Here is a 14,671-nt window from a genome sequence, read left to right as displayed (position 1 = left end):
CAACTCCGCCCTTGCGTTGCCTAGGGGCCCGCTGAGTACCTAGGGCGGGCTACGCGGGCGTTTCGGTGCGGTACATTACATCCGAGCGCAGCACGTACTTCACGCCTTGCGTGACCTCGCTGCCCTCGTGGTAGAGGCTGTGCCGAAAAAGGAGTGCCATGCCCTGCCGAGGCTGAATGCGCAGCCCCCGAAAGGCAGTATCACCACCCTGGAAGTTATCGTTCAGATACACCATAAAGGTGAAGTAGCTGGCCTCCCGCTCGTTGCGTACATAGCTCTCGTCGTAGTGGCCCTTAAACTGGTGGCCGCGCTGGTAGCGATAAAAGCGAAATAGCTCGTTGAGGCCGATAGCTGTGCTATTGCCAAGCGGCGTTGGTACAAACGGCTGAATTTTTTCCCACAGCGCCTGAGCCAACTCCTCGCTTCTATAAAACGCACGGCTGTTGTTGCGTACATCGGTTTTTACCCGGCTGCCGCTAGCCGTATTCACCTTGGCAAGCTCGTAGCCAATACCCTCGCTACGCACGATGGTATCGAGGCATTCCTGACGGGTAAAGAAGTCTTCAACCGTAACAATAGAGTCAGTTAGCTTGGTCAATTTCATAGCGTTGGCAAAAATAGTAAATCCCCGCTGCCCGGCCAAGCGGCGAGTAGCGGGGATTTACTAAAAAGCCGAAGCGGGCGTCTACAGCAGCGCCTTGATGCGGGCGGTCAGGCCCTCGCTGGCGGGCACCAGCGGCAGGCGCACATCGGCGCCGCACACGCCTTGCAGGGCCAGCGCGGCCTTCACGCCCACGGGGTTGCCCTCCTCGTACATGAGCGGGTTGAGGGGCACGAAGCCGAACAGTAGCTGCTGCGCCCGGGTAAAGTCGCCGGCCAGCGCGGCGCGGGTCATGTCGCTGAATTTCTGCGGGAAAGCATTACCTAGGACGGTAATAATGCCCACGGCCCCGCAAGCAATGAGCGGCACCGTCAGCATATCATCGCCGCTCAAAAAGAGGAAATCGGCGGGCTTGCGGGCCAGAATAGCGAGGCACTGCTCCAGGTTGCCGCTGGCTTCCTTGATGCCGATAATGTTGGGGTGCTCGGCCAGCTTGAGCGTAGTGTCGGCGCTCATATTAGAGCCGGTGCGGCCGGGCACGTTGTAGAGCAGCAGGGGCCGGGGCGCGGCGTCGGCTAGGCGCTGGTAGTGCGCTACGATGCCGGCCTGGCTGGGCTTGTTGTAGGCCGGGCTGGCCGACAGGATGGCCGTGATGCCCTCTAAGTCAGTGCTGTGCAACAGGGCTTCGGCGGCGGCGGTGTCGTTGCTGCCAATACCGTACACTAGCGGCACGCGGCCCGCCACGTGCTCCTTGGCGATGCGCAGCAGCTCGGCTTTTTCGGCGGCCGTGGTGGTCGGCGACTCGCCCGTGGTGCCATTGATAACCAGGTACTCGACGCCGCCCGTCAGGTTGAAATCGAGCAAGTTGCGCCAGCCGGCGTAGTCTACCTGGTGGGTGGGGGTGAAGGGCGTCACCAGGGCCACGCCGGTGCCGTGTAAGATGTTCATTCGCGACAGAAAGTTGTTTTTTGCGCGAAGTTACCAGCTAGAAACGCCGCCGCCGCCGTGCCCGCCGAAGTAGGGCGCCATTTAGCCTGGGCCGCCCCTGCGGGCGAGAGAAAAAAAGCTCGGCTTGGCGGCTGGGTTAGCTCGAGCTTATTTGAAGGCAAGCAGTTGCTGTTCTGCTAAAACGGCCCCGCTACTGCCCGGCCCCGCCCTGGCGCTGGGAAAGTCCTAGGGTCTCAAGGCAAGTTGTAAACTGCGAAAGCGCCCGTTTGCGGCTAGATTTGCGCTCGTTGGCTAGTCTTGGCGGCTGGTAGTGGAATAGTTGTAGTAAGTCCCTTTATTACCCAAAATCGCCCGGCTGGCCCGGTAGGTTTTGGCCCGTACCTAGTCGTTGACTGGCCGACGTATCCGTCGGCTATTTTTAGTTTTGCTTACTTGAAAAATTTGTTCCCGGCCGCCGCTACGCTGCTGGCGGCGCTGAGCCTAGCGGCTTGCGACACGAAAACGGCCACCACCGGCGAAGCCCGGACCGCGCCCTCGGCCGAAGCCGCCGCCGCCCTCAAAACGCCCGAAGCCGCGCCCACCTCTGGGGCTGCCGCCGTGGCCACCGACGAAGCCAACGCGGCCCCCGCGCCCGACCCTGGCACCATCCCGGCCGCCAAGGTCAACGATGCCGCCGCTATTTATGCCCGGCCGCAGGTGCCCATCCTGTGCTACCACCAGATTCGGGATTGGACCGGCCGCGACTCGCGCAGTGCCAAGGACTACATTGTGCCCGTGGCCGCCTTCAAGGCCCAGGTAAAGATGCTGGCTGACTCGGGCTACCACACCATCTTGCCCGACCAGCTCTATGCCTACCTCACCACCGGCGCTAAGCTGCCGAGCAAGCCCATCATGCTCACCTTCGACGATACGGACCTTGACCAGTTCACCATCGCGCGGCCCGAGCTGGACAAGTACGGCTACAAGGCCGTGTACTTCGTGATGACCGTGAGCCTAGGTCGCCCGCACTACATGACCAAGGACATGGTGAAGCAGCTGTCCGACCAAGGCAACCTCATTGGCTCGCACACCTGGGACCACCACAACGTGAAAAAATACCAGGGCCAGGACTGGGTCACTCAAATCGACAAGCCCACCAAAACACTGGAAGAGATTACGGGCAAGAAAATCAAGTACTTCGCGTATCCCTTCGGCCTCTGGAACCCGCAGGCTTTTCCCGAGCTGAAACAGCGTGGCTTCGCCGCTGCCTTCTCGCTGGCCGAAAAGCGCGACCAGCAAGACCCGCTTTTCACTATTCGGCGCATCATTGCCAGTGGCTACTGGTCGCCGCGCACCCTGCACAACAGCATTGTGCAAAGCTTTTAGGTAAGTACTTATGCGCCGCAAAGCAATTGCTTACGAAGCCCTGTGGCTAATAGGCTGCTATGGCGTATCGTTTCTGCTGCTGGGCTTCCTGGTGGGCTACCGAACTTTCTTGCATAATCCGCTGGATATTCAGCTGCACAACACGTATTTCGTCCTTACTAATACGCTGGCAACGCTGCCGCTTTTCGTGGTAGTAGCCTCAGTAGTAACAAGCGCTCGGCTACTTGCGGCGCCCTGGCGCACGCCCTATACGTGGGTAGTGTTGTTACTACTCGGGGCAATAATGCTACTGAGCGTTGTGCTTATAGCCTTGATTGCTAGTAAAATAATTAAATAAATCTAAGAGGCTGACCTTCGCTCAGGAAGCTATACCCGTATATGGTAGCTTTGCTCCCAATCAATAGTAACTGATTTTTATGGACGAATTTATGCAAGCCGCCATCGACGAAGCGCGCCTAGGGCGGCAGCAGGGCGGCATTCCCATCGGCTCGGTGCTGGTGCGTGACGGCAAGCTCGTATCGCGCGGCCACAACAAGCGCGTGCAGGAGCGCGACCCCATCGCCCACGGCGAGATGGACGCCCTGCGCAACGCCGGCCGCCAGCGCACCTACCGCGACACGGTGCTCTATACTACCTTGATGCCCTGCTACATGTGCGCCGGCACCATCGTGCAGTTCAAGATTCCGAAAGTGGTGGTGGGCGAGGCGCGCACCTTCGGCGAGTCGAAAGAATTTCTAGAAAGCCACGGCGTGGAGGTCGTCATTTTGGACTCGGAGGAGTGCGTGGCCATGATGCAGGAGTTCATCGAGGCCGAGCCCACGCTCTGGAACGAGGACATTATGGAGCTGTAAAGCGCACCGCAGCTCGTAAAGGCCAGCGAAAACGGGCGACCCACGCAACGGGTCGCCCGTTTTTTTGTCCATTCCAGTCCCGGAATCCGCTTAGCTTTTTCTCCACCAAACCGCTCCCCGCTTTTTATGCAAAAACAGCTCCTCGCGTTGGCCGCTGCCGGCCTGCTGGCCGCCCCGGCCCTGGCCCAGAAGGTCGAAATAACCGACCCCGCCGTTCTGGCTAAAATCAAAGATGAGGGTATGAACCGCTCCAAGGTGATGGAAACGGCCTTTTACCTCACCGACGTGTGCGGGCCGCGCCTGGCCGGCTCCGAAGGACTGACCCGCGCCAACGCCTGGACCAAAAAGCGCCTCACCGAGTACGGCCTCGCCAACGCCAACGTGGAGCCCTGGGGCGACTTTGGCCGCGGCTGGGACATCGACAAGAGCTACGTGGCCATGACGGCGCCCTACTACCACGCTATGATAGGCGTCCCCAAGGCCTGGACGCCCAGCACGCCCGGCGCATTGCGCAAGCAAGTGGTGATGGTGAAAGCCACCACCGAAGCCGACCTAGACAAGTACAAAGGCCAGCTGCGCGACAAAATAGTACTGCTGCCCGTGGCCGCCCCGTTGCAGCCCAACTTTGAGCCCGATGCCAAGCGCCTCAGCGCCGAGGACTTGCAGAAAATGGCCGATGCGCCCGCCAGCACGCCCACCACGGCGGCCAACCGCCCGCCCGACCCCGCCATGGCCGAGCGCATGGCCACCGTGCGCGCCCAGCGCGAAATGCGCACCAAAATCGGCGCCATGCTGCTGAGCGAGGGCGCCGCCGCCGTGCTCAGCGCCGGCCGTGGCACCGACGGTACCGTGTTCACCACCAACGGCGCGCCCTACGCCGCCGATGCCAAGCCCGTGCTGCCCGAGCTCGAAATGTCGAGCGAGGACCAGCTGCGCCTCATCCGGCTGGCCGAGGCGGGCATTCCGGTCGAGATTGAGATGGAAACCAAAACCCATTTCCAGACTCAGGACCTGAAAGGCTACAACGTGGTGGCCGAAATACCGGGTACCGACAAGAAGCTGAAGAGCGAAGTAGTGATGCTCGGCGGCCACCTCGACTCGTGGCACTCGGCCACCGGGGCCACCGACAACGCCGCCGGCTGCGCCGTGATGATGGAGGCCGTGCGCATCCTGAAAGCCAGTGGCTTGAAGCCGCGCCGCACCATCCGCATTGCGCTCTGGGGCGAGGAGGAGGAGGGCCTGCACGGCTCGCGCAACTACGTGAAAAACCACTTTGCCGACCCCGCCACTATGCAGCTCAAGCCCGACCACGAGAAGCTGGCCGCTTACTTCAACCTCGATAACGGGGCTGGCAAAATCCGCGGTATCTACGCTCAGGGCAACGAGGCCGTGAAGCCCATCTTCACAGCCTGGCTCCAGCCCTTTGCCGACCTAGGGGCCACTACCGTGACCTCGCGCAACACCGGCAGCACCGACCACGTGGCCTTCGACGCGGTGGGCCTGCCCGGTTTCCAGTTCATTCAGGACGGGCTCGACTACTTCGCCCGCACTCACCACTCCAACCAGGACACCTACGACCGCCTCGTGGCCGACGACCTCAAGCAGGCCTCGGTAGTAGTGGCCTCCTTCGTGTACAACGCCGCCATGCGCGACGAAAAACTGCCCCGCAAGCCGCTGCCAGCGGCGGTAAAGCCGCAGTAGGGAGCTACGTAGCAACCTAGGAGTAGAAAAAGGCCCCGCCGAATCTAATTCGGCGGGGCCTTTTGGCGCCTTGTGCCTATGGCGGCTAGCCGCGAGCCCGGCGCACTATACCACTCGCCAGGCGCCGCAGTGTGAGCCCGGCGAGCCGATGAATAACCGGGTGGTGATAGGGGCGTAGCGCCTTGCGCACCAGCTTGGTAACCTCTTGGCTGGGACTGTTTTCGCGGTGCAGATACGCCAGCAGCCACTCCAAAAAGTGGCGCCGCACGGCGTGGTAATGGCCCTGCTCTTTAACCTCCTGCACAATGGAGCCTAGGCGCTGCCGGTAGCGGTTGTGGCAGGCCGAGGAAATGTATACCTTTTGCTGACTGTAGATTTTGCTCAGAAAAGCCTGGTCCTCATATAGTTGATAGCGGCCGGTAAACGACGCTTCGAACCCGCCCACTGCCTGGCAGGCCTGCCTGGTGAGCATAAGGCCCGAGGGGCACGGGGCCGCGCCGGCACCCAGCGGATACAGCAGCCGTAGCAGCTCGGTGGGCTGGTACACTCGCTCGCCGGGCGCCCCCACCAGAATCAGCTCATCGGCTTGGTCGGAAGGGTGCCACTGGTGCCAGTACAGCGACGCTTCGGCCACCATCCCCACGTCGGGGTGCTGCCCAAAAATACCGACCTGCTGCGTAAGCTTGCCGGGCAGCCACACGTCGTCCGCGTCCAGAAAGGCCAAGAGCTGTCCCTGCGCAGCGGCAATGCCGTGGTTGCGGCTGGCACTCAGACCTTTGTTGGCATGGCCGGGGTGCTCGCAGTACCGGATTTTGCCGGGGTGCTGGGCCGCGTACTGCTGCGCTAGAGCCGTGCTGCGGTCGGTCGAGCCATCATCCACCAGCACCAGCTCCCAGTGCGGGTAGTCCTGGGCCAGCACGCTGGCAATGGCCTCGGGCAAAAACCGCTCCTCGTTTAGAAAGGCGGTAATAACGGATACAAGCGGCTGCTGCATAGTGCTGATATAAATAGATTACGAGGGCTGCTGCCAGCGCTGGAGCTGCCGGGCAAAGTCGGCACCGGGGCCATCGGCCACCTGGAAGCGACCTAGGCGGTAGCGCTCAGAGCGATTGGTGAGGGGCTGCTCCTCGGTGGTGAAGCCGGCGCGCAGGCCGGCCGCGGCGGCGGCGGCCAGCGTGTCGGGGTTGTAATTGCCGTAGGGGTAGGCCACCAAGGTCGGGGCGTGGCCGGTTAGCTGCGCCAAAAATTCCTTGTTCTCCACGAGCTCGCGCTGCTGCGCGGCCGGTGCGTGAAACGCTAGCGCCGGGTGCGACACCGTGTGCACGCCTAGGGTGTGCCGCGGGCTGCCGGCCAGCTCGCGCAGCTGCTCGGCCGCCATGCTGCGGTAAGTCGCGCGGGTACCGGGCGGCTGCCCGGCCCACTGGCGCAGCTGCTGCAAGTGTTGCTGCTGCGCCGGGTGCGGCAGCGGGCGCAGCAGCTGCCACAGCTGCAAAAAGAGCGTGGCCCGGCGCGTGGGCGGGGTTTCGGTGCAGGCATTCCAGCGCTGGTGCTGCTGCCGCAGCGCGGGGCTGAGGTGGGCCTCGTCGGCCAGGGCCGCCGACACGGGCTGGCCGGCCACGGTGCTCGTGAAAGTGGCAGGCAGGTCGGGGGTAAAGAGCAGCAGGTGCTCGAGCTCATCCCACCAAAACTCGGTAGCCTGGCCGATATTACCCGAAGCGATGAAGAAGGTGGCGGGCAGCTGGTAGCGTTCGAGCAGGGGGTAGGCTTGCGAGAAATTATCGGCGTAGCCGTCGTCGAAGGTGATGGACACGGCGCGCCTAGGTACCGCCCGGCGCGCCACGGCCTCGGCTAGCTCGGTCAGGGGCAGCACGGTGTAGCTCGCCCGCAATACTTGCAGGTGCTGCTCGAAGTGCGCGGGCGACACGGCGATGCGCCACACGTCGGTGGGCAGCTCGGCCACGCGGTGGTACATGAGCACGCAGGCCTGCGCCGGGGCGGGCCACCCTAGGGCCCGGGCCAGGCGCTTAAGCCGGGCGCGCATCCAGCGGGGCCTTCACGGCCTTTACCGTATTAATAACCTGGTACTGGGGGTCGTAAACATCAAGCTGGCTGGGCGTCACCTCCGCCACGCCCATACCGTACAGAAAGGCCGACGCGACGAATACGTTGCCGTGCGACCCGATTTCGAGGGTCTGCGACGGGAAGGTATCGGCCAGCAGGCGGCGCAAGGCCTTGTCGGTAAATGACCAGTACCAGGTATCGCCCCAGGCGCCGGCATCGATGGGAGTAATGCCGGGCACCGTGAGCAGGAGCGTGCCGCCGGGTTTCAGCAGGCGGTGGCAGGTGGCCAGTGCCTGCTTGTACTCATAGATAAGGTGCAGCGTTTGGGTCAGCACGATGCAGTCGAACAAGTTATCCGGGATGTGGGGCGCGTCGCTCAGGTCGCCGATAAACGTGGCTCCCGGGCTGTCGGCGTCAATATGCAGCACGTCGCTCTGCGTCACGCCCTGCCCAAACTGCAGGGTGTAGGCATTGTCCCCGATTTCGAGCACGCGCCCCCGAATGGCGGGCGCCTCGCGCTGCAAAAACTGCTCGATGTAGTAGCGGTCGACGGGGCCGCCGCGGCTGTACCCAAAGTTGGCGCTGAAGGGCGTCAGCCGCCCAAAGTCACCGAGGGCCACCTGCCCAATGGCCGGCTGGTAGCCGCCGTAGATACCAGTTTGGTGCAGCAGGCGCAGCCCCGCGTTGGGAATGCATTTCTTGAGTAGTTGCTTGAGCATGGTGGCGTTAGAGGGAAGGATAGTGCGGAGAAAAAGCTTAGGGTAGAGGGTGGCAAGGAGGCGCAGCTCGGCGGCCGTGCCCGGCGTGGTTTGGAGCTTGCGGTACAGCTCTCCGCCGTAGTACGCCCGCCAGATGGCCTGGCCGCGGGCCAGGGCGGCGTGCTCGGCGGGGCTGCGCAGGTGCGGCGCCTGGCGCTGAAGCACCGCCAGCACCGTGCGCAGCATCAGCGGGATGTTGCCCGACATGTTGGCACCGTGCAGCCGGTAGGCCGCGATGCGCTGGGTATGGTGCGCCACCGGGTGGGCGCGGGCCAGGCGCAGGTACACGTCGTAGTCCTCGCAGGCCCGGAGCGTGACGTCGTACCGCAGCTCCTCAAACGCCCAGCGCTGGTAGAGCACCGCGGCGTGCATGCCGATGTAGTTGCCCTGGAGCAGCTGCTGGTAGTGGTCGGCGCGCACTTCCTGGGCTTCGGGCCGTACCACGCCGGTGGTCACAAACACTTTGTCGTGGCCGCCCGACACAAACGCTAGGTCAGGCTGCTGCTGCAGGTACTGCACGTTGGTAGCCAGCGCGCCGGGCAGCAGCCAGTCGTCGGCGTCCAGAAAAAGCAGGTATTGCCCGGCGCTGTGGGCGATGCCCGTGTTGCGGGCCGCCGACAGCCCTTGGTTGGGCTGGTAGAAATAGCTCACGCCCGGGTAAGCCTGCGCCACCTGCCGGGTAGTATCGGTCGAGCCATCGTCCACGACGATGATTTCGACAGCCGGGTAGTCCTGCTGCCACACGCTGGCAAACGCCTCCGGCAAGTAAACCCCGTGGTTGTAGCACGGGATTATGACCGAAACCAGCGGGCAGGCGGGGGCGGAGGTGGGTTCCATGCGTCGGGGTTAGGGCCGGGGCTCGGCGGGCTGGTGCTGGTGGCGGTAGTAGAAGGCCACGCCCGAGGCCAAGCCCCTGAGCTCGGCCCAGATGGTGCGGCTGCGGGAGCGAAAAAACGGAAAGCCCGTGCGCAGCAGGTAGTAGTAGTGCTGCGGCAGCTTGCGGTACAGGTACTGCCGGTAGCCGGCCTGGGGTTGCTGGGCCTGCTGGATGAGGGCCGCCGCCGCGTGGCCGCGCATGTACTGAAAGAGCTGGTGCTTGAGGCCGGCCAGCTCGCGGCGGTGCTCGTGGTGGGCAATGGCGCGCGGATTGTAGCGGATGGTGTGGCCGTGCAGCAGAATGCGGTACCACATCTCGGAGTCACCGTTGCAGCCGGCGGCGCCCGCGTCGAGCCGCTCATCGAAGTAGCCCACCTCGTCGAAGATGGCTTTGCGGAAGGCCATGTTGGCGCCCGCCCCGATTTCCCACACCGGCGGGGCCGGGCTGGTGGCGGGCTGCACGTAGGCCGGGGTGTAGGCCTTATCGACGTACCCACGGTTGAAGCTCCAGTACTGCTCAAAAATCAGCTGCGCTTCCGTCTGAAGCTTCAGCGTGAGCACCAAGCCGGTAAGCGCTGCCGTATGGGGGTCCTCAAAAGCTTCCCACACGGTGTAGAGCAGCCTAGGGTGCACCACCACATCGTCGTCCACAAACGCCAGCACGGGGTATTTGGCGGCCCTGATGCCAGTATTGCGGGCAACATCCAGGCCGGGCCGCGGCTCGCACACGTACACCACGCCCGCAAACTCGGCCGCCACCTCGCGGGTGCTGGTATCGGTCGGGGCGTTGTCTACCACCACTATCTCGGCGGCGGTGCAGGGCAGCGCTTGCAGCATTTGCAGGCAGCGGCGCAGCATCTCGGCGCGCCCGCGGGTGCAGATAACCACTGACACCGGCACCTGCGCCGGCAGGGGCGCGGCCAGATAAGGCGCCAGGATAGTAGCCAGCCAGGCATCCCAGCGCGCAAAGTCGCCCTGGGCCAGCCACTGCGCCCCGGCGCCCGCCCCGCCCGCCGCGGCCGGTGCCTGGGCGGCGTAGTGGGCCACGGCGGGCGCGATGGCGGCCTGCCGCGCCGTAGCGTAGGCTTCGGCCGATAGCACTTGGCCGGGCTCGATAAACAAGTGCCCTAGGGCAATTTCCTGCCACCAAAATACCAGGTACTGGCCCTGCCGCGGGGGCGGCGCGGGCTGCGCGTGCGCCGGCGGCTGGTGCAGGTCGAGGTGCGTGATGTGGTAGGGGGCAAACACGGGAAGGGCCAGCGCTTAAAAACTAGTGAGCAAGAAGGGCAGGCTGCTTGAGCCGGAACGGCAGGGTGGGGCGCACGGCCCCCATCCACTTGCCATACCACTGAATGTCGCCGCGGAAGTCTTCCATCGTAAACGAGAGGCACTCTTCATAGGTGAAGAGCTCGACCGAGGTGTCCTTGACGATGACCAGCGAGAGGTAGTAGGAGCCATCGTTGAGGTAATTGCCCGGGATGGTGCACTCGCCGGCTACTACGCCCGGCCCGCAGTCCATGGCGGGCGAGGGCACGTCGAAAATGCACTCGCCACCGTAGGAGTACAGGTGCAGGCCGGCGCTGAGGGAGGCTTCGCCGAGCAGGTTCCAGAACTCAAATCGGATGGTGAGCGCGGCCCGGATATCCAGGGGTGCGTCGGGCACGGCCAGCTGCGGAATCAGCTCCACCGACTTAAAGCGTACGTACTCGTTGCCGGGAGCTTCGGCAGGGGTGGCCCAGCTCTGGCGCGTGTTGTTTTGCTGCGCGCCCGAGGCGTAGTTGTTGACCACCTGCATTACGGGCCCCTGCTCGCGCACGCTGCCGTGCTGTAGCCACAGCGCGTGCTGGCAGAGCTTGGTCACGGCCTGCATACTGTGGCTCACAAACAGAATGGTGCGCCCCGAGGCCTGCGATACTTCGCGCATCTTGCCCAGGCACTTCTTCTGAAACTCGGCGTCGCCGACGGCCAGCACCTCGTCCAGAATCAAAATATCGGGCTCTAGGTGCGCCGCTACCGCAAACGCCAGGCGCACGTACATGCCCGACGAGTAACGCTTGACGGGCGTATCTAGGAACCTCTCGAGCCCCGAAAACGCCACTATCTCGTCGAACTTAGCCCGGATTTCGGCCTTGCTCATGCCCAAAATGTAGCCGCTGAGGTAGATGTTTTCGCGGCCGCTGAGCTCGGGGTGAAAGCCCGTGCCCACCTCGAGCAGGCTGCTGATGCGCCCGCGGCCCTTCACCGTGCCGTGGGTGGGCCGCACAATGCGCGAAATGACCTTGAGTAGCGTGCTCTTGCCGGCCCCGTTGTTGCCGATAATGCCCCACACTTCGCCCTGCTTCACGTCGAAGTTGATGTCGCGCAGGGCCCACAGCGTTTGGCGCTGGGCGGCGAGCGCCGCAGGCGAGTGCGATTGGAAAAACGGGTCTTCCTTCTTGCGCACGCTGGTCGTCCACCAGTACTGCAGGTCTTGCCGCAGCGAGCCGGTGCCCGTGGTACCTAGGCGGTACCGCTTGGAGAGGTCTTCGACCTTAATGACAGTATCGGCCATGCTAGTTTTAAGCTACGTCAATCAATTTATCGCCCTGCTTATTGAAAATGAGCAGCGCCCCCACGAGCAGTACCAGCGTGAACCCGACACTGTAGAGCAGCTGCGGCAGCGTGACGGTGCCCTGGCCCAGCAGCGCCTGCCGAAACAGCTCAAACAGGGTGGTGAGCGGGTTGAGCTGCACCAGCCAGCGCCACTTTTCCGAGATGTAGCTGACGGGGTAGATGACGGGCGTTAGAAACATAAAGAGGCGGATGCCCAGGCCAGCCACGTAGGTAACGTCGCGGTACTTACCCGTCAGCACCGAAAAAAACAGCCCTAGGGCCAGGCTCAGCAGCCCTACCAGCATCACCACCAGCGGCACAAACACCAGCCACGCCGTGCTGGGTATCGACCACGGCGTGAAAACGGCGTACCCAATAATAGCTACCACCAGCAGCAAAAACTGAATGACGAAGCGCGCCAACTGCCCGCTCATCTGGGCCACTGGCATCACCAGCCGCGGGAAATATACTTTTGTGAACAGGTGCGCATTGTCGCGGAAGATGGCCGAGGTGTTGGTAAACACGTCGTTGAACAGGTTCCAGAGAATGATGCCGGCCAGGTAAAACAGCACCGGCGGCGTGCCCTGCGTGGAGATGCCCACCATGTTGCCAAACACTAGCACGTAGGTGGCCAGCGTCATGATGGGCTGGAGCAGCACCCAGAACGGACCTAGGATGGTTTGCTGGTAGCTCAGCAGAAAATCGCGCCGGATGAGCCCGCCCACCAAGTGGCGGTACGACCACAACTCGGCCATGCTCGAGCCCCACCAGCTGGTGTGCGCCTTAATTTCCCAGTCCCAGTTATCTTCAGTACTTGTTGGCATGCAGTTAAAAAGCTAGTGGCGGTTGGCAAGCGGCGGGTGGGTGGGCGGGCACCTAGGCGTGCAGGCTGAGCTTGTGCAGCAGCTGCTTGAGGTGAAACTTGACCATGTGGTAGTACACCGACGGGTGCTTGCTCATGGCCAGCGCCTGCCGGATGTGGTTTTGGGCCAGGGGCCAGTCTTGAGTTTCGCGCAGCACCTGGTATGCCATCCCGATGCCGAGGGTCGCGTAAAACTTGCGCGAGAGCAGCGCCACCTGCTTCCGGTCTTTGTCGGGCAGGTGCTGCTGAATGGACTCCATAACCAGCAGCAGGTCCTGAATGATGCGGCCCTGCCGGGCTTTGGTAGAAGAGATGGACGAGGCATGGCCGCGGTATTCGGCCAGTACTTCGGGGGTGTAAGCCACGGGATGGTAGCGCGCAATGCGCACCCACATTTCCCAGTCTTCGCCGTAATTGGTGCCGTAGAAGCTCCCCAACTCCTCGTAGACCCGGCGCCGCACCGCAATGGCGGCGTACTGAATCTGCTGGCGCTCGGCAATGCGCACCAGCCAGTTAGGCAAAATGCCCGCCGCGTCGATGGGCGCCGGCACGTAGGTGCGGTGGCCGGCCTCGTCGATGGAGGCGTAGTTGCTGAAGGCGGCCCCCGCCTCGGGGTGTTGCTCAAACAGCTGGCTCATGCGGGCGTAGTAGCCGGGGGCCACCCGGTCGTCGCCGTGCAGCAGGTGCACGTAGTGCCCGCGCGAGCGGTTGAGGCAGGTTTCAAAGTTGCGCAGGCTTCCCACGTTGGCGGGCTGCCGGTAGTACTGCACGCGCCCCCGGCCCAGCGCCGCCACCAGCGCCGCCACGTCGCCGTCGGTGCTCGCATCGTCCACCACTTCAATCTGCATTAGGTCTGCGCCCAGGTCCTGGGCCAGCACGCTGCGCAGCGCATCTGCCAGGTAAACGGTGCAGTTGTAGGCGGGTATCATCACCGACCACAGGGGCCGCCGGCCAGTGAGTGCTAGGGGGGCTATCGAGGGTGGGAAAGCGGGCGTGCGCGTAACAGGAGGCTCCATAGCGGGAAGGAAGAATAAGAAGGAGAGGTAGAAGCCCAGCCACAAACAGCCGTTGTGTAGCATTGGGGTCGGGCAAGAGCGAGGGTAGACTTAGCTATAGCAGGGCAATAAAGGGATAATTAAAAAAGCATATCAACGAGTAAATCCTAAAGGCACAATGGTGCTTAGTAAGTGCAAAAGAGAAGTGCTGGTAGCTGGCCAAATAAAATTCTACTTATTAGGCATTTTGTGCAAGGTAATATAAAGAACCTTACCGTTCCATACCATTGCCTATAATAATCCCTGAATAATACGATATTATCACCCATAAACGCCTGTTTATGACAAGTTTTAGGCCATATGCTCGCGTGTGCCCGCCGCTTGCCTAGGAGCGCCGCACCAATTCGGTGAGCCGCTGGCGCGTAAGAGCCTGGGGGTGGCGGCTGGCCGGCGGCTGGTTTTCGGGCCCCGCCAGCGAGAAGTCGGACTGCGCGGCGAGCCACGCCACGAAGGCCGCCCAGCTGGGCAGCGTCTGGCTGGGCGAGAGCACACCATCCCACACCTCCCCGTAGTGGTAGGCGGCTCCCGCGCCACGGGCCAGGCCCATGCCGCCGTAGCCACGCTGGCTAGGTACGAGAGCCGCGCCCTGGTCGAGGCGGGCGGCTACCTGCGCCGCCAGGGTAAGGCCGTAGGGGGTGCGGTCGGGGGCCGCATCGGGGGCGGGCCGCAGTTCGGGGGCTGGGGCCTGCCTGGGTTTAGGGGTGCGCAGGTACTGCGCCTGGGCCGCGGCCACGTCAATCTGAATGCTGAGCTGGGCGGTGTGCTCGTCGTACTGCTCTTGCAGGTAGGTGTCCACCAGCTGGTGAAACTTGGGGCTGAACTCCCAAAAATAAAGCGTTTTGCCATCGGCTTTCTGCCCCGATAAGCTCAGGCAAGCCCCCGGCTCGCTCACGTCGAAGCGGCCGTGCTGGCAGCCCGCGGCGGCCAGGCGCTGGCGCAATACTTCGGTGAGGGCAAGCTGGGCGGCTGAAAAAGGAGGCATACGGCAAGTAGCTGGCTGG

The 14,671-nt window shown here is 63.1% G+C and carries 13 protein-coding genes; 3 read left to right on the top strand and 10 right to left on the bottom strand.

What is annotated here, in order from left to right:
• Positions 1–49: 49 nt before the first annotated feature.
• Entirely contained in the window at positions 50–604 is a 555-nt protein-coding gene (locus ACFSDX_RS11240) for a prolyl hydroxylase family protein (protein ID WP_382313501.1), read from the bottom strand.
• Between the two features lie 81 nt (positions 605–685).
• Positions 686–1,549 (bottom strand): 4-hydroxy-tetrahydrodipicolinate synthase, encoded by an 864-nt coding sequence (dapA, locus tag ACFSDX_RS11235; RefSeq protein ID WP_382313500.1) that lies wholly within the window; start codon positions 1,547–1,549, stop codon positions 686–688.
• Between the two features lie 432 nt (positions 1,550–1,981).
• Between dapA and ACFSDX_RS11230 the strand changes: the two genes are divergently transcribed.
• From ACFSDX_RS11230 to ACFSDX_RS11220, 3 genes are all read left to right on the top strand, one after another.
• Complete coding sequence (locus ACFSDX_RS11230) at positions 1,982–2,914, top strand: polysaccharide deacetylase family protein (protein WP_382313499.1); 933 nt, start codon at positions 1,982–1,984, stop codon at positions 2,912–2,914.
• 416 nt (positions 2,915–3,330) lie between these two features.
• Positions 3,331–3,765 (top strand): nucleoside deaminase, encoded by a 435-nt coding sequence (locus tag ACFSDX_RS11225; protein ID WP_382313498.1) that lies wholly within the window; start codon positions 3,331–3,333, stop codon positions 3,763–3,765.
• A 126-nt stretch (positions 3,766–3,891) separates the two neighbouring features.
• Positions 3,892–5,466, top strand: coding sequence for a M28 family metallopeptidase (locus ACFSDX_RS11220; RefSeq protein WP_382313496.1), 1,575 nt, complete (start codon positions 3,892–3,894; stop codon positions 5,464–5,466).
• Between the two features lie 85 nt (positions 5,467–5,551).
• Here the strand turns inward: ACFSDX_RS11220 and ACFSDX_RS11215 are convergent, their stop codons facing one another.
• From ACFSDX_RS11215 to ACFSDX_RS11180, 8 genes are all read right to left on the bottom strand, one after another.
• Entirely contained in the window at positions 5,552–6,460 is a 909-nt protein-coding gene (locus tag ACFSDX_RS11215) for a glycosyltransferase family 2 protein (protein WP_382313495.1), read from the bottom strand.
• 18 nt (positions 6,461–6,478) lie between these two features.
• Entirely contained in the window at positions 6,479–7,507 is a 1,029-nt protein-coding gene (locus ACFSDX_RS11210) for a polysaccharide deacetylase family protein (protein WP_382313494.1), read from the bottom strand.
• Positions 7,491–9,122 (bottom strand): glycosyltransferase, encoded by a 1,632-nt coding sequence (locus tag ACFSDX_RS11205; protein WP_382313492.1) that lies wholly within the window; start codon positions 9,120–9,122, stop codon positions 7,491–7,493. The genes ACFSDX_RS11210 and ACFSDX_RS11205 overlap by 17 nt, the downstream gene beginning before the upstream one ends.
• 9 nt (positions 9,123–9,131) lie before the next feature.
• Entirely contained in the window at positions 9,132–10,409 is a 1,278-nt protein-coding gene (locus ACFSDX_RS11200; RefSeq protein ID WP_382313490.1) for a glycosyltransferase family 2 protein, read from the bottom strand.
• Between the two features lie 22 nt (positions 10,410–10,431).
• Positions 10,432–11,712, bottom strand: a complete 1,281-nt coding sequence (locus ACFSDX_RS11195; RefSeq protein WP_382313488.1) for an ABC transporter ATP-binding protein — start codon at positions 11,710–11,712, stop codon at positions 10,432–10,434.
• 7 nt (positions 11,713–11,719) lie between these two features.
• Entirely contained in the window at positions 11,720–12,577 is an 858-nt protein-coding gene (locus ACFSDX_RS11190) for an ABC transporter permease (RefSeq protein WP_382313487.1), read from the bottom strand.
• A gap of 52 nt (positions 12,578–12,629) precedes the next feature.
• Entirely contained in the window at positions 12,630–13,631 is a 1,002-nt protein-coding gene (locus tag ACFSDX_RS11185) for a glycosyltransferase family 2 protein (RefSeq protein WP_382313486.1), read from the bottom strand.
• 364 nt (positions 13,632–13,995) lie between these two features.
• The gene (locus ACFSDX_RS11180; protein WP_382313485.1) at positions 13,996–14,652 is read right to left on the bottom strand and encodes a hypothetical protein; all 657 of its coding nucleotides are present in this window, start codon (positions 14,650–14,652) and stop codon (positions 13,996–13,998) included.
• Between the last annotated feature and the right edge of the window lie 19 nt (positions 14,653–14,671).

It is taken from the genome of Hymenobacter bucti, from assembly GCF_042681145.1.
GTDB lineage: Bacteria > Bacteroidota > Bacteroidia > Cytophagales > Hymenobacteraceae > Hymenobacter > Hymenobacter bucti.
The sequence above is the reverse complement of the archived record's forward strand: the minus strand, read 5'-3'. Positions and strand labels throughout refer to the sequence as shown.